The sequence below is a fragment of the Aquimarina rhodophyticola genome, from assembly GCF_042434915.1.
Classification (GTDB): Bacteria; Bacteroidota; Bacteroidia; order Flavobacteriales; family Flavobacteriaceae; genus Aquimarina.
In genome coordinates this window covers 2,639,222-2,655,983 of sequence record NZ_CP170198.1, presented here as the reverse complement: position 1 = coordinate 2,655,983, position 16,762 = coordinate 2,639,222, and the positions used below count along the sequence as shown (strand labels likewise).

Below are 16,762 nucleotides of genomic sequence, written 5' to 3'. Positions count from 1 at the left end.
TGGGTTATTACACGTGAGTCTTTGATTTTTTATGAGCGAGTAAGCAGTAGTACTCAACGAGTATATGTTATTGTATATAGAGTAAATATTACTGTATATGTATTATATAGTATTGTATATGAGTAATGCGTTTTTTTGTTTGATTACTGTTTTGTATAGAAGATAACGTTTTCATCTTTGTATAAAATGTTGGTTTTAAGCGGGTATGAAGATATTTAAATCTTGTTTTGTAACAAAATTTGTATGGTGCGTTTGTGACTAATATATTGGTTTTGAGTGTATGTGGTATTCATTACACTATATTCTTCAATTTTTTGTTAGGTATAGATTTAGTAGGGGATTTACCAGTAGAATATGATGCTTTCTCGTAGAGTTGCAGTGGTCATTTACTACTGTAAAAAAAATGGTTTTTTTTTATAAAAGAAAATAATACAGGGGGTTTTTCCCCTGATGATTTACAGTTTTTTATGTATAAAAAGTTGCATTCCCGAATTTGCAATATCCTAGGATTGCGCTTTTATTTAAAAGATATTTTTAAATGGTAACTTGGAGTATGTTGAAATACTAACTATAGCAAATCAAATTTCATACTAAATTGCATAACACATTATATAGTCTTTCAAGTTTATTTACAAGAAGGGCTAGGCTTACGAATAGGAGAAGATATAGCTCTAATTAATTATTTACTAGGTATTCCTAATGTGCCTCCAACCAATTGTCGCCTAATCCTAGATCAACATCTAAGGGTACGGATAGGGTATAGGCGTTTTCCATCTCTGTTTTGATGAGGGTTTGTATTTCTGCTAGCTCTGGTTTGTATACATCAAAAACCAATTCATCATGTACCTGCAAGAGCATTTTTGTTTTGTAGTTACCTTGGGTCAATTTGTTATAAATATTAATCATGGCAATTTTGATGATATCGGCTGCACTACCTTGTATAGGTGCATTAACAGCATTACGCTCTGCTGCACCACGAACTACTGCATTTCTAGAGTTTATGTCTTTTAGATAACGACGTCTGCCAAGTACGGTTTGAACATAGCCATGTTCTCTAGCAAAGTCAACAAGCTCACTCATGTAATTACGTAGCTTTGGATAGGTTTTATAATAGGTGTCGATTAATTCTTTGGCTTCGCCACGAGATAAATCAGTTTGATTGCTAAGACCAAAAGCTGAAACACCATAGATAATCCCAAAATTCACAGTTTTAGCATTACTTCGCTGCTCTCTAGTCACTTCTTCTAGTGGTACATTAAATACTTTTGCAGCGGTAGAGGCGTGGATATCTTCTCCATTTTTAAAGGCTTCGATCATAGTAGTTTCTTCACTTAGTGCTGCGATGATGCGTAGTTCGATTTGCGAGTAATCTGCTGCGAGTAGTGTATACTCTTCACTACGAGGAATGAAGGCTTTACGTACTTGTCTCCCTCGTTCTGTACGAATAGGAATGTTTTGTAGATTAGGGTTATTCGAACTTAAACGACCTGTAGCGGCCACAGTTTGCATATAATCTGTATGTACATGTTTGGTTGTTGGATCTACTTGTGTGGGTAATGCGTCTACATACGTACTTTTCAATTTGCTTAGACCGCGATACTCCAAAATATTCTGAATGATTTGGTGATCCTTGGCGAGATAGGATAATACATCCTCTGCGGTTGAGTACTGTCCTGTTTTAGTTTTTTTAGGTTTCTCTACGAGTTTCAATTTCTCAAATAAGATAACTCCTAGTTGTTTAGGTGATGCTATATTAAAGGCTTCTCCTGCTTCTTTGTATATATTTTCTTCAAGAGTTTTTATGTCATTATCTAATTCTTGAGAAAGACTGTTTAAAAAGGTTTCGTCAAGGTTAATACCTTCAATTTCCATCGCGGCAAGGACTTGTAGTAATGGAATTTCGATATCGTTAAATAATGCTAGTGTTTTGGCTTCTTCTAGTTCGGGAGCAAAGTGTTCTTTAAGTTGAAAGGTGATATCGGCATCCTCTACTGCATACTCAGTTTGTTTGTCGATCGGTACGGTTCTGAAAGAGCGTTGGTTCTTTCCTTTTTTACCAATGAGCTCGGTAATAGATACAGGAGTGTAATTTAGGTATGCTTCAGATAACACGTCCATATTATGACGCATATCTGGGTTGATGAGGTAATGAGCAAGCATGGTATCAAAAAGCTTTCCTTTTACCTTAATATTGTATTTATGTAATACTTTGATATCATATTTTAGATTTTGACCAATTTTTAAAATATCTTCTGATTCAAAAAAGGGTCGTAATATTTCAATTACTTTTTGAGCTTCTTCTTGATCTTCTGGAAACGGAATATAGAAACCTTTACCAGTTTCCCAAGAAAAAGCGATACCTACTAATTGAGCGGTAAGAGGATCCAACCCAGTAGTTTCTGTATCAAAACAAACTTGAGTTTGCTTTAAAAGTGTCTTGACAAAGATTGTTGTCGCCATCCCTGGCGCAATGCTTTGATAGAAATGGGGTGTGTTTTCTATGGTTTTACGACTAGAAAAGGATTCGATCAACGTGGTTGCTGCTCCCGAGTCTCCAAACAGTGAAAACTGGCCTGCTCCCGCTTCTTTAGCTTGTTTTTTTGCTGTTGCGGTGCCGCTAACTTGTGTTGACGTACTTGCTTCACCAGAAAATATTTTAATAAATTGATCGGTGAGCCTTTTAAATTCTAGTTCTTCAAAAATCTCTTGGACTTTGTCTGTATCTGGCTCTGAGAGTTCGTAGTCATGTTCGTTAAAGGTTACGTCACAGTCTATGATTATAGTAGCAAGTTTTTTAGATAGAAGTCCTAGCGCTGCATTAGCTTCGACTTTTTCTTTCATTTTACCTTTTAATTGATCGGTGTTGGCCAGTAAATTTTCCATAGAACCAAACTGTGCAATAAACTTTTTGGCTGTTTTATCACCTACTCCTGGTAATCCGGGTATGTTATCAACAGCATCACCCATCATCCCTAAATAATCAATCACTTGATCGGGTCGCTCTACCTCAAACTTTTTTTGAACTTCTGGTATGCCCCATATTTCTATTCCGTTACCCATACGTGCTGGGCGATACATAAAAATATTTTCTGAGACTAATTGTGCATAATCTTTGTCGGGTGTAACCATGTAGGTTTTGTAACCTTCTTTTTCTGCTTGTTTTGCAATGGTACCTATCAAATCATCGGCTTCTATCCCTGCACGCTCGATAATAGGAATATGCATGGCTTTTAAAATTTCTTGGATAATTGGTACGGCAATACGAATAGCCTCTGGGGTTTCATCTCGATTTGCCTTGTAGTCTGCAAATAGCTCTACGCGATCCTTGCTGCCATCTTTGTCAAATGCTACGGCAAGGTGGTCTGGTTGTTCTCTTTTAATAACATCAAAAAGAGAGTTTACAAACCCCATAACAGCCGAGGTGTCTTGCCCTTTTGAATTGATACGGGGGTTTTTTATTAAAGCGTAATACCCACGAAAGATTAAGGCGTAAGCATCCAAAAGAAAAAGGCGTTTTTGTGACATGATAGTGTTAGCTTAATTTTAAAGATGCAATATAAAAATAACAAAAATTAAAACGGGTTCTCTAGGGTATAAATAAAAAGAAATGCCGTCAAAAATGACGGCATTTCGCCCCAAAATAAAATTGATAACGATGTTATCAATTACTTTAAAAAACTTAATAGTCTTGATGTCTATCTTAAAACAGTATCAAACGAAGGTACAAATTAATTGTAGTGTTATGCAATTATTTTTTTGAGATTCTTATATATATTTATAATATATTCTACTTTTTTCTGAATTTTTTAGTAGAACACGTTAATATTGCCTTAATTATGAAGCTAATTGAATTTGTAGAGATAGTTTTGTTTCCCTAAATCGAAATATACCTTATGCGTTGGCTTATTCTTATCAGCTTATACTTACTTATCGAGACTTATGCATATCAAGCGATCAAAACGATAACCAAAAATCATTGGATACAGATTATTTACCTACTTGTATCTGTAGTTATTGTCGCATATGCTATTTATATTTTTGCGAATTATGATCGTAGTATAGGTCCCACTAAATATACATTGCGAGCTAGTGGTTTTCTATTATTGCTATTAGTACCCAAACTTATTTTGGTACTTTTTATGTTTGGAGAAGATATTATACGCGCATGTGTTGCGGGATATACATATCTCACTAATACTTTTTTTGAAGGCCATGCAACACAATACTTACCAGATCGCCGTAAGTTTGTGAGTCAGCTAGCTTTGGGAATTGCAGCTATTCCTTTTGCAGGTTTGCTTCATGGTATTTGGAAGGGGAAATATAATTTTCAAGTAATTAAACATACGCTGTTTTTTGAAGACTTGCCAAAAGATTTTGATGGTTTTAAATTGACACAAATTTCTGATATTCATTCAGGAAGTTTTGATGCAGCAGAAAAAATTGAATATGCAGTTGATTTAATCAATGCGCAAGAGACAGATTTATTACTGTTTACGGGCGATATAGTAAATACAGTGGCTGCCGAGATGGATGCTTGGATTCCTACCTTTAAAAAATTGAAAATGCCTGCTTATGGTAAATATTCTGTTTTAGGAAATCATGATTATGGAGAGTATGTTACTTGGGAAAATGAAGCAGATAAGCGAGCTAATTTTGAGGAAATAAAAAACGTTCATAAAAAAATTGATTTTCATTTATTACTCAACGATAGTGTGTTTATTGAAAAAGAGGATAGTCGTATCGCGCTAGTAGGTGTTGAGAACTGGGGACATAACTTTAAAAAAGCTGGAGATCTTGATTTGGCTTCTAGAGCTGTTCAAAGCGATGATTTTAAGATTTTAATGAGCCATGATCCATCGCACTGGGAGTACGAAGTAAAAAATCACAAAGAACATTACCACCTTACTTTGAGTGGACATACACACGGATTTCAATTTGGTATTGAAATACCTGGATGGATCAAATGGAGTCCTGTTCAATATGTTTATAAACAATGGGCAGGAATATATTCGGAAATGGGACGTTATCTTAATGTGAATCGTGGTTTTGGATATCACGCTTTTCCAGGTAGAGTTGGTATATGGCCAGAAATTACTGTTATTGAATTGCGTAAAGGGGCAGAGCCTGTCTAGATTATTAAGAAAATAGTATATTTACACTAGTGTAGTGATCAAATGGATCAAGTATTAAACACAAAGTTTTTGAAGATGTCAAAGTTCGGAGATTTAATTAGTATGCAAATCCCTGTGTTATTGGATTTTTATACAGAATGGAATGAACCATCAACTGCAATGCATCCCGTGCTACGTGATGTAGCTGCGGCATTAGGCGATAAAGGTAAAGTAATTAAGATTGATGTTGATAAGAATGAAGAGCTGGCGACTGCACTAAGAGTAAAAGGATTGCCTACTCTGATGATTTACAAAGGAGGCGAAATGGTATGGAGGCAAAGCGGAGAACAAGATGCGAATACTTTGATAAGCCTTATGAAAGAATATTTATAAGCTTTTATTAGGTTAAAGCTTTAAAGGAGTACCCTTCCGCACTAAGTACATCAAGTACTTTTGGTAAGGTATATTGTAAATTAGGGAATGCTTTTTTGCTATCATGCAATACGATGATACTTCCATTGCATATGTTGGTAATAACGTTATTTACGCATTGCTGGGGAGTTAGCCTAGTATCATAATCTTTGGAAAGTACATCCCACAAGATTATCTTATATCCTATAGCCTGAAGTTTTTTAAATTTTGTATAGCTAATTTGACCATATGGAGGTCTAAATAGTAGCGATGTATGTTCTACATCACTATGTTTGGATATAATGTCGGCACAGTCTAAAATATTTTTTATATAGGAATCGTTGTTGTTTTGCCATGCTTTCATATGGTTCATCGTATGATTGCCTACAGCATGACCAGCGGTAATTATCTTTTTAAAAATAGCGGGATTCTTTTTAATATTGTCACCAATACAGAAAAATGTTGCTTTTGCTGCATATCTTTCTAGTTGGTCTAGAACAAATTCTGTAATCTCTGGAATTGGACCATCATCAAATGTCAAAAAGATTTCTTTACGTCCCTCGGTTCCCTTATTAAATAAATAATACTTAGGAAAAATTCGCTGAATTAACGCGGGAGTTTTTGAAGGTATAAAATTCACTAATAGTAAGGTATAAAGCCGATATTTTTAAAATATCGGCTTTTATATGTTGTTACTGAATGCTGTCTAGAGAATCTAGTGCTTTTGTTGCATTCGCATTTTCTAGCATTAGATCTTGTTCTTGATCATCAAGGTTTAGATCATTCTCATCGCTGTATTGATCTTCACTAGAGTATAGTTTTGAAAATAACTTTAGGTAATTATTAAACTCCTGCGCTTTTTCTTCGATAAGTTGTTTATCCTGATTTATAAGTAGTAAATCAACAACACTACGATAGCGCTCAACATTGAGTACTATTTCTTCGGCATATTCGTATTGTTTAACTAGTGTTAGGCTGCCAAAGTAATTCAATTGTTCCTGATATTTTTTTGCGATTTTGTTCCAAAGAGCTCGAGCTTTTTCTGTCTCACCCACTTGATAATAACCAGTAACATAAGGTTCGAGTAAGGTGTAAAATTCGTAGTACTCAATAGGCATTTTTTCCATTCCTAAATCTAGAATTTCTTTAGCCTTATCAAGTTTATTTTCTTTGATAAGTTGCTCTACCAATCGGGCCAAATTACTACGGTAAGTAATAGAGTTGCGTCGTGTCTCTGGGTCATGATATATAGCAGGGTCATTGCTGTTCCCCCAATCCCAACTTTTTACGTTGTTATACATTAATTCACTATCAATCCGACCCATCTCATAGGGATTACGAGGATTTATTTTGGTTCGAATTGGAACAAGTTTATAGGTTACTCCGTCTAGTTGTAAATATTCTTTCATCCACAAATAATCATCATCCCCAAAGCTTCCTCCAGTAAAATAAATCGGTCGCTCCCAATTGTTATTTGCGATAATATCTAACATTAAAAGTCGGTTTTTGAATAGTAAATCACCTTTAAGATGGATGTCAATGTACGGTACGATAAGATCTGCATCTTCTGCGGCTACAATGCCATTACGTAAGACTGCTTCTTTATCTACAGGGATGCGTATATGCTTTGTAGGAAAGGTGTTTACTTTTTTACCACTTTGCAGATCACCTTTGGTTCTCGGGTCATCGGTTTCTATCCAACGCATCCAATTCTTGATAAGCATAGTGTCTGTTGTTACTTGCTTAAAATAGATAGCATCATTGTTACCCCACTTATAAAAATCATGGGTAAGTTGAGAAGGTATAGGCTTGCTATCATACGCAGCACGTTTCATTTGATCGATATACCAATCTGTAGCAAAAAGACTGGTATTTACAGTTCTTACATCGGTACGATATCCTTCAATTTCTTGCGCATACCATAAGGCGAATGTGTCATTGTCTCCAATAGTAAACAAAATTGCATCTTCCTGGCAGGATTGTAAATACATTTTTGCCATCGATTGTGCGGTATAGCGGTTAGAACGATCATGATCATCCCAGTTTTGGGCTGCTAGAACTACGGGAACTGCAAGTAAGCAAACAACCGTTACGATGGGTGCAAGGACTTTTGGTTTGATATACTCTTTGAGAAGATCAAACAATGCATACACGCCAAATCCTATCCAAATAGCAAACACATAGAAAGATCCTACTAATGCATAATCACGCTCTCGCGGTTCAAATGGACGTTCGTTGAGATAAATTTTTAAAGCTAGTCCAGTAAAAAGAAAGAAAATAAACAATACCCAAAAGTTCTTTTTATCTCTTTTTAATTGAAAAACAAATCCAAGGATCCCGAGTAAAAGAGGTAAGAAGTAATAAGTATTACGAGCTTTATTTTTAAGGGCATCGCTAGGTAAGTTATCTTGTGATCCCAGGCGGGCTTCGTCAATAAATTTAATACCACTTAACCAATTACCGTGTAAATCATTGTACTCTCCTTGAATATCATCTTGTCTCCCTGTAAAATTCCACATAAAATATCGCCAGTACATATAGCCAATTTGATATTCGAACAAATAACGAATATTATCTGCAAAAGATGGCTTTTCAACATCGATATACGTTCCAAAGGATCGTAAAAATTTATCATAATCATCATTATCAAGCTTACCTCGGGCATATTCTCTTCTAAACTGAGTAACGGCACTAAGTAATTCTTGTTCGTTTTGATACTCGGGCTTTATAGTGAATTTAATGGGTCCAGTAAACTCCATATAATTTTTAATATGCTCGGTACTCCACATTCTTGGTAAAAAAGCTTTGTGTGCATCATCGATATTTTGTTTGGCATTTTTCCAATCATTAACAATGATATATTTACCTAACGTAAGATCCTTTTCATATTTTGGTTTGTCATCAATATATGGTTGATTCTCGTCGAGCTGACCGTAAATTTCGGTGAACTGAGGCCCATAAAATAAATGTGTCTCTGGATATTGTTCAAGATTATAATAGGCCAAAAGTTCTCTGGCGTTATTTGGATTATTTTCATTTATTACGGTACCCGCATTTGCACGTATAGGTAACATAATCCAACTTGAAAAACCTATAAGTATAAAAAGTATACACAAAAGTAACGTGTTTATTTGAGTGTAACCTTTTTGACGTGTATATTTTAAACCAAAGTAAAAGGCAGCTATAATAAGTAATCCTGCTATGATGGTTCCCGAATTGAAGGGTAACCCTATTGAGTTGACAAAGAATACCTCGGCAGCCCCAAAAAATTTGAGTGTCGATGGGAGTAGTAATTTGAATATGAATAGAAGAATGGCTACCACTACTACATTAGCTATTACAAAGCTTTTGATAGTAACATTCTTATAATTTTTGAAATAATATAACAGACCAATAGCAGGTATTGATAAAAGTCCCATAAAATGTACACCAAAAGACAAGCCAACTATAAAACAAATTAAAATAAGCCATTTATTACCTCTAGGTTTATGTATATCTCTCTCCCATAAAAGTCCGAGATAAAAAAGTACAGCAAGAATGCATGTAGCCATTGCATAAACTTCGGCTTCTACTGCATTAAACCAAAAGCTGTCTGTAAAAGAGAAAGCTAATGATCCAACAAAAGCACTCCCTAAAACTGCAAGGCCCTTACTTTTTGTAAATTTTTCTTCTTTTATAATAAGCTTGCGCAATAATAGTGTTATGGACCAAAACATAAAAAGTATTGCAAAGGCACTGGCAAAAGCAGATGTGAGATTTACCATTAGTGCTATTTGAGTAGGATCGGATGCAAATATTGAAGCAAACGCACCTATCATTTGAAACAACGGGGCACCTGGAGGGTGACCTACCTGTAATTTTGACGAAGTTGCTATATATTCTCCAGCATCCCAAAAACTTGCGGTGGGTTCTACGGTCATCCAAAAGGTGCAAAGAGAAATGGCAAAAACCACCCATCCTAAAATTTTATTCCACTTACCAAAGTTAAAAGAATTCATATGGTCAAATCAATTAGTATCGAAAGGCGAATTTAGTAATAAAAATAGTTACACCTTAATTTTTTTCTTAACGATTGATGATTTTATATATTTTGATTTTGTAAAATTTTTGATTGTCAAAATATTTTTTTTGATATTTTTTTTAAAAAATGTTTGCAGAGGAAAAAGAAAGTTTTAAATTTGCACCCGCAATGAGGTATTGGTCTATGGTGTAACTGGCAACACGTCTGGTTTTGGTCCAGAAGAGTCTAGGTTCGAGCCCTAGTAGACCAACAAAAAAGAGTAACTATGTAGGTTACTCTTTTTTTTTGCTTATTTCAGTTTAATTTTTTTATGCAGAATATCTCAAATTACAGTAAGAGATCATGTTTCTGTAAAAGTAAATGCTTTTTGGGTCATCTAATAAGCAGGACAGTAAAAGCTCCTCTAGGTTTGAGCATGAAATATTTACAAAAACATCATTGAATTCTGAGTCATTTATTTGCAGCTGTATTTCAGCTGTTTCCTGATTGTAAATAACTTCTTTGGCATTAAAGTACATTTTTAAAACACTTATATGTACAGGTTGCAATGTTTCTTTTTCCTGAAAAGGTTTGTGTAAACTCGATGAGATTAATTTTCTCATCTCGGTAAGGATTTGGTGTGAATGGTTGTCTCTCATCGTTATTTCATTTAATTTTATAAATTTAAATGAGATCACTGTTAAAAAAATAATAAGGACAATTTTATTAGGATTATTTTAACCGGTTTTACATGATAATCTTAATCAAATGTTATTAAAAGAAACAATCAGCTAAGTAACCTAGAAGTTGTTTAGCTGATTGTTGCAGCATTCATACATTTTAAATTTGATAGGTAATTACTGGTCGTCTTGCGTGATTAACTACATCTTCGCTTAAGCTGCCATTAATAAAATGAGATATTCCTTTTCTGCCATGCGTACTAATACCAATAAGGCCTGCATTAATAGAGGAAGCAAAATGTAAAATTCCTTTTTCTACCGAGTCATCATTGTAAATATTAAGCGTATAATTTTCGATAGCCAATCCTTTGGTAAGCGTATTCATTTTTTCTTCAATTTCATAAGTTGTTTTAAAACCATTTGCAGTATTGATCCATACAAAATGAAGTTTAGCTCCTAGCTGTTTTGCAAAATTACTGGCAAGCACAAGGTTTTTTTTGTCTTCAGTATCAAAATTAGTAGCATAAACAAAATTTGTAACTTCAAAAATATTGCAGTCTTCTTTAATTACTAAAACTGGGATTTTGGATGTGCGAACAACCTTTTCAGCATTAGACCCAATAAATAATTCCTCAAAACCAGAAGATCCGTGAGAGCCCATAATAATAATATCAGCGTTATTCTTTTTACTTCCTTCAATAATACCTTCGAGAATGCTTTCAAAGCTAACCGTTTCTATAACATCTAAACCCTTCAAAAAAGAAAGCTCCATGAGTTCTTCAAATTTTTGATGAGCACGTTTCATAAAAAACACTGCTTCTGGAGCAGGTGCAGGATTTGATGTTGACATTAAATCGGATAAGTGTAAGGGAAGCTCTAAAATGTGAAGGAGGTAAATTTTAGCATTTGTTTTTTTAGCAATTTGAGCAGCTACTCTCAAAGCGCTTTCTGCTTGTGTTGAAAAATCCGTGGGAACCAGTATACTTCTTATCATAATAATATAATTAATAAGTTAATAAAATAAGTTGATACATTACGATCCGCTATTTTAATATAGGATGCTGATACATAATGTAAGGTAATTAGTCTGGTGTTTTGGAGCCATAAATTGATTACTTAAATTTACAAATAAATTGATTATCAACTAGATTTTGTATCTAAGATATTATTACTATCTTTGCAGCGTTGAAATTAAAAAACCAAATTGAGGGGACGAAAAGTCCCCTCTTTTTATCTGTGTATGTCGTTAAAAGAAAAAGTTAATAGCTTGTTAGAAGAAGCATTGCAACAAAATAAACAATTATTTTTGATTAGTTGTGAGATAAATTCTGACAATCAGATTGGAATCGTCATTGATGGAGACGATGGTGTTACGGTAGAGGATTGTATTGAGATAAGTAGAGCTATCGAACATAATTTGGACCGTGAAGAAGAAGATTTTGCTTTACAAGTTATGTCTGCAGGAGTAAGCGAGGGCTTAGTACATGCTAGGCAATATCCAAAAAATGTCGGAAGAGTTGTAAAAGTTGTTACTAATGATGAAACGATTGAAGGTACAATGATATCTACAGATAAAGATGGAATACTGTTGACTTGGAAAGCTAGAGAGCCAAAACCTATTGGTAAAGGTAAGGTTACTGTGGTAAAAGAAAAGTATATTGCATTTGAGGAGATTAAGAACGCTAAAGTTATGATAACATTTTAATAAGATAATTGATATGGAAAATATCGCATTAATAGAGTCATTTTCAGAATTTAAGGATGATAAATTAATTGATCGTGTGACGCTTATGGCGATCCTAGAAGATGTGTTTCGCAATGCTTTAAAGAAAAAATTTGGAAGCGATGATAATTTCGATATTATTATTAATCCAGATAAAGGTGATATGGAGATCTGGAGAAATCGTGTCGTAGTGGCCGATGGAGAAGTAGAAGATGATAACCAAGAAATATCAATTACAGCAGCTAGAAGAATAGAACCAGATTTTGAAGTTGGTGAAGATGTTTCAGAAGAGGTGAAATTAATAGATTTGGGTAGACGTTCAATATTAGCGTTGCGACAAAATTTAATTTCAAAAATTCATGAGCACGATAATACAAACATATACAAGCAATTTAAAGACTTAGAAGGAGATATTTATACGGCCGAGGTACATCATATACGCCATAGAGCAATAATTCTATTGGATGATGAGGGCAATGAAATTATTCTTCCTAAAGAAAAACAAATACCATCAGATTTTTTCCGAAAAGGAGAAAATGTTCGTGGTGTGATTGAATCTGTAGAGCTGAAGGGTAATAAACCAGCGATAATAATGTCAAGAACTTCTCCATTGTTTCTTGAGAAACTTTTTGAATCAGAGATTCCAGAGGTTTTTGACGGTTTAATTACAGTTAAAAAAGTTGTGCGTATTCCTGGGGAAAAAGCAAAGGTAGCTGTAGACTCTTATGATGATCGTATTGACCCTGTTGGAGCTTGTGTAGGAATGAAAGGTTCACGTATTCATGGTATTGTAAGAGAGTTAGGTAATGAAAATATTGATGTAATTAATTACACAAATAACATTCAATTGTACATAACACGTGCACTGAGTCCAGCAAAAGTTACCTCAATTAAAATTGATGAGGAGAATGGTAGAGCGCAAGCAATGTTGCGCCCAGAAGAAGTCTCAAAAGCAATAGGTAGAGGTGGACACAATATCAGATTAGCAGGACAATTAACAGGCTACGAAATAGACGTATTTAGAGAAGGTGTTGAAGAAGATGTTGAATTAGCCGAATTTACTGATGAAATTGATTCTTGGATAATTGAAGAGTTTGCAAAAATCGGACTGGATACTGCAAAAAGTATTTTGGAGCAAGATGCAGCAGACTTGGTGAAGCGAACAGATCTCGAAGAAGAAACTGTGAACGAAGTTCTTAGAATATTAAAATCAGAATTCGAAGATTAATAAATACAATTAATTTATATTTGAGCATAAAATACAAGGCATTTATGGCTGAAGCAAAAACAATGAGATTAAATAAGGTATTACGCGAATTCAATATCTCGCTAGATCGGGCTGTTGACTTTTTGAATTCAAAGGGTCATGAGATAGACTCGCGTCCTACCACAAAAATTTCTTCAGAGATCTATCAGCTCTTATTTAATGAGTTTCAAACCGATAAGAGTAAAAAGGTCGCTTCCAAAGAAGTAGGTGAAGAAAAGAAGAAAGAAAAGGAAGCGCTGCGTGTACAGATCGAAAATGAGCAGGAAGAAAGACGCAAGCAAGCAGAAGCCCGTGAAGTTATAAAAGCCAAAGCGCAATTGAGCGGCCCAAAACAGGTCGGTAAAATTGAACTTGAAAAGCAGGAAAAGGTCTCCGATCAGTCCGAGAAAGCCGGAGAAACTACCGAAGAAACAAAAAAGGTCGCGGCCGAAAAGCCGGCGGTAGAAGAAAAACCTACCGTTGCTAAAGAAGAAAAGAAAGCTTCTGAGCCAGAAATAGTTTCTAATCGACCCGCAAAAAAAGAGCTTAAAATTACAAGACAAGCTCCGATCGATTTGGAAAAGAAGAAGGCAGAAAAAGTGCCTGACGCTCCAAAGGTGAAAGCAGAAGCAGAGTCAGAGCAAACACCTCCTTCAGAAACAGAATTGGTCGAAACCAAGTATAAAAAATTAGACGGCCCTAATTTTACAGGCCAAAAAATTGATTTGTCTCAATTTAAAAAGCCAGTAAAGAAAAAGGATGATAAAACTGATAAATCAGCGGGAGATCCAAAGAAGCGTCGACGTCGTATAAGCAAACAAGGAACTGGCGGGGGAACAGGTTCTGCTCCTGGTAATAGAGGGGGTGGAGCTAATAGAGGTCCAGCAAGAGGCCGTGCTCCTATCAAAGGTAAACGTGCTCCTATCGTTAAAGAAGAACCAAGCGAAGAAGAAGTACAAAAGCAAATTAGAGAAACTCTTGAAAAACTTCAAGGGAAAACCTCAAAGTCCAAAGCGGCTAAGTATCGTCGTGATAAACGAGATCAACACCGTCAAAAGGTCGAAGATGATGTAGCACAACAAGAACAAGAGAATAAAGTTCTTAAAGTTACAGAATTTGTAACCGTATCAGAGGTGGCAACTATGATGGATGTGCCAATTACTAAAGTCATTTCTGCATGTATGTCATTAGGTATCATGGTAACCATGAACCAACGTCTAGATGCCGAAACACTTTCTATCGTTGCAGATGAGTTTGGTTATGAAGTTGATTTTGTTACATCAGATATCGAAGAATCCATCGAAGAGGTAGTGGATGCTCCAGAGGATTTGGAAACGCGAGCCCCTATTGTAACAGTTATGGGTCATGTGGATCATGGTAAAACTTCATTATTGGATTATATCCGTAAAGAAAATGTTATCGCTGGCGAGAGTGGTGGTATTACGCAGCATATAGGTGCATATGGTGTGCAACTTGAGAATGGACAGAAAATGGCATTCTTAGATACGCCAGGTCACGAAGCGTTTACTGCGATGCGTGCACGTGGAGCGCAAGTTACAGATATTGCAATTATTGTTATTGCTGCTGATGATGATGTGATGCCACAAACAAAAGAGGCTATTAGTCATGCGCAAGCGGCAGGCGTACCTATTATTTTTGCGATAAATAAAGTTGATAAGCAAACTTCGAATCCAGATAAGATAAAAGAAAAGTTAGCTTCTATGAATTTGCTAGTAGAAGATTGGGGTGGTAAAATACAGTCTCATGATATTTCTGCTAAAACAGGTCTTGGTGTAAAAGAATTACTTGAAAAAGTGTTGCTCGAAGCAGAGATTTTAGAATTGAAGGCAAATCCTGACCGTAATGCTGCAGGTACGGTAGTTGAGGCATTTTTAGATAAAGGACGTGGATATGTGTCTACTATTTTAGTTCAAAATGGAACCTTAAAAATCGGAGATTATGTGTTAGCTGGTCGTAATAGTGGTAAAGTTAAAGCCATGCAAGATGAGCGTGGAAAGAATGTAAAAGAGGCAGGACCTTCTACACCAGTATCAATTTTAGGATTAGATGGTGCACCACAAGCTGGAGATAAATTTAGTGTGCTTGAAGATGAGAGAGAAGCTAAAGATATTGCAGCCAAAAGAGCTCAATTGCACAGAGAGCAATCGGTACGTACACAGCGCCATATAACATTAGACGAGATTGGAAGACGTATTGCGTTAGGAGATTTCAAAGAATTAAACATTATCCTTAAAGGTGATGTGGACGGTTCTGTTGAAGCCTTAACAGATTCATTCCAAAAATTATCTACCGAAGAAATTCATGTAAATATCATACATAAAGCTGTAGGAGCAATAACCGAAAGTGATGTGTTATTGGCCTCTGCATCAGATGCAATTATCATTGGATTTAACGTTAGGCCAGCTGGTAATGCAAGAATGTTGGCAGATAAAGAAGAAATTGATATTAGAATGTACTCTATCATTTATGATGCAATCAATGATCTTAAAGATGCGATGGAAGGAATGTTGTCTCCAGTGATGAAGGAAGAAATCACAGGTACAGCAGAGATTCGAGAAACCTTTAAGATATCCAAAGTTGGTACAATCGCTGGATGTATGGTGCAGACTGGAAAAATATTTAGAAACTCTGGTATTCGTTTAATACGTGAAGGAGTGGTTGTTTATACTGGTGAGCTGGCTTCATTAAAACGATTCAAGGACGATGTTAAGGAAGTGAGCAAAGGTTATGACTGTGGTATTCAGATTAAGAACTATAATGATATTAAAGAAGGTGATATCGTTGAGGCTTATGAAGAAGTAGCGGTTAAAAAGAAACTGAAGTAGTAATAACTTAGAGTATAAAAAAACCGATAGTGAAAACTATCGGTTTTTTTATACTCCTATCTCTCTCGTTAAGTTGATAAAGACGCTATTTTTCAGGTTTAAATATAAAAGCTGAAGGAAACTCTTTACGAACCTTGATTAAAGCTCGATCAGCTTCAAGACGGCTCCTATAGTTTCCTAGCCAAACTTTATAATTAGGTGTTTCATATTTGATTGAGGTCCTCCATTCAGGAAAGACATTATCGGCAGACTTTTTAATGTCGTTAGCCTGATTAAGGCTACCATAGTACAACTGGATCTTATAGCGGTCGCTAAACGCTCCATCTTTGTCCATTTTGGATTTTACGTCAAGTAAATACTTAATTTTAGGATCTTGATTGATCGTGATTTCACCGTGTGGACGCTCAACTTGATTATTTGCTAATAATTTTAGCTGATGTGCTACCTCTGGATTTGTTCTTAAGGTATCTTGAGCGTTTATATTAAGACAGCTCAAAATACAGATTCCGGAAAACGTTATGTAGCTATTTTTATTTAAAATTCTCATTACAATATATTTGCGGTAAAGGTAAAGTTTAATAACTCAATTTTATAAAAAAATATTATTTAGAATAGTTATAAATTAATACTTAACAGATCGCTAACATTTCCAAAATCGACTTATTATAGTACTTTTGTCGTCGAATTAATTAGCATTGGTATCTTGCGTTCTTTATTTTATTAAGAAAAAACTATACCAAAAATT

General features: G+C 35.1%; 11 protein-coding genes and 1 tRNA gene. 6 read left to right on the top strand and 6 right to left on the bottom strand.

Features of this window, described 5'->3' with window-relative positions; genetic code table 11:
• Positions 1 to 696: 696 nt before the first annotated feature.
• Positions 697 to 3,528, bottom strand: coding sequence for a DNA polymerase I (polA, locus tag ACE939_RS11455; RefSeq protein ID WP_378188441.1), 2,832 nt, complete (start codon positions 3,526 to 3,528; stop codon positions 697 to 699).
• A gap of 365 nt (positions 3,529 to 3,893) precedes the next feature.
• On the opposite strand from polA, the gene ACE939_RS11450 reads away from it, so the two are divergent.
• Together ACE939_RS11450 and ACE939_RS11445 are read left to right on the top strand one after the other, a co-directional pair.
• Positions 3,894 to 5,132, top strand: a complete 1,239-nt coding sequence (locus ACE939_RS11450) for a metallophosphoesterase (RefSeq protein ID WP_378185721.1) — start codon at positions 3,894 to 3,896, stop codon at positions 5,130 to 5,132.
• A 75-nt stretch (positions 5,133 to 5,207) separates the two neighbouring features.
• Positions 5,208 to 5,504, top strand: a complete 297-nt coding sequence (locus ACE939_RS11445) for a thioredoxin family protein (RefSeq protein ID WP_378185720.1) — start codon at positions 5,208 to 5,210, stop codon at positions 5,502 to 5,504.
• Between the two features lie 7 nt (positions 5,505 to 5,511).
• Here ACE939_RS11445 and ACE939_RS11440 read toward each other — a convergent pair whose 3' ends face one another.
• Positions 5,512 to 6,162 carry a polysaccharide deacetylase family protein gene (locus tag ACE939_RS11440; protein WP_378185719.1) on the bottom strand — a complete coding sequence of 217 codons (651 nt, stop codon included), beginning with the start codon at positions 6,160 to 6,162 and terminating at the stop codon, positions 5,512 to 5,514.
• Between the two features lie 52 nt (positions 6,163 to 6,214).
• Positions 6,215 to 9,520 (bottom strand): DUF2723 domain-containing protein, encoded by a 3,306-nt coding sequence (locus ACE939_RS11435; RefSeq protein WP_378185717.1) that lies wholly within the window; start codon positions 9,518 to 9,520, stop codon positions 6,215 to 6,217.
• A 200-nt stretch (positions 9,521 to 9,720) separates the two neighbouring features.
• Here ACE939_RS11435 and ACE939_RS11430 point away from each other — a divergent pair.
• A tRNA-Gln gene (locus ACE939_RS11430) sits at positions 9,721 to 9,793 on the top strand.
• 58 nt (positions 9,794 to 9,851) lie between these two features.
• Here the strand turns inward: ACE939_RS11430 and ACE939_RS11425 are convergent.
• Positions 9,852 to 10,145 carry a hypothetical protein gene (locus ACE939_RS11425; RefSeq protein WP_378185715.1) on the bottom strand — a complete coding sequence of 98 codons (294 nt, stop codon included), beginning with the start codon at positions 10,143 to 10,145 and terminating at the stop codon, positions 9,852 to 9,854.
• Positions 10,146 to 10,362: 217 nt separating this feature from the next.
• Positions 10,363 to 11,196 carry a universal stress protein gene (locus ACE939_RS11420; RefSeq protein ID WP_378185714.1) on the bottom strand — a complete coding sequence of 278 codons (834 nt, stop codon included), beginning with the start codon at positions 11,194 to 11,196 and terminating at the stop codon, positions 10,363 to 10,365.
• 246 nt (positions 11,197 to 11,442) lie between these two features.
• Here ACE939_RS11420 and rimP point away from each other — a divergent pair, with 246 nt between their 5' ends.
• From rimP to infB, 3 genes are read left to right on the top strand one after another with little or no spacing between them, the layout of a single operon-like run.
• Complete coding sequence (rimP, locus tag ACE939_RS11415; RefSeq protein ID WP_378185713.1) at positions 11,443 to 11,907, top strand: ribosome assembly cofactor RimP; 465 nt, start codon at positions 11,443 to 11,445, stop codon at positions 11,905 to 11,907.
• 13 nt (positions 11,908 to 11,920) lie between these two features.
• Positions 11,921 to 13,153: a transcription termination factor NusA gene (gene nusA, locus ACE939_RS11410; protein WP_378185712.1), complete on the top strand. Its 1,233-nt coding sequence runs from the start codon at positions 11,921 to 11,923 to the stop codon at positions 13,151 to 13,153.
• Positions 13,154 to 13,197: 44 nt separating this feature from the next.
• On the top strand, positions 13,198 to 16,017 hold the full coding sequence (gene infB, locus ACE939_RS11405; RefSeq protein WP_378185711.1) for a translation initiation factor IF-2: 2,820 nt from the start codon (positions 13,198 to 13,200) through the stop codon (positions 16,015 to 16,017).
• An 85-nt stretch (positions 16,018 to 16,102) separates the two neighbouring features.
• Here infB and ACE939_RS11400 read toward each other — a convergent pair whose 3' ends face one another.
• Positions 16,103 to 16,564, bottom strand: coding sequence for an SPOR domain-containing protein (locus ACE939_RS11400; RefSeq protein ID WP_378185710.1), 462 nt, complete (start codon positions 16,562 to 16,564; stop codon positions 16,103 to 16,105).
• Positions 16,565 to 16,762 lie beyond the last annotated feature (198 nt).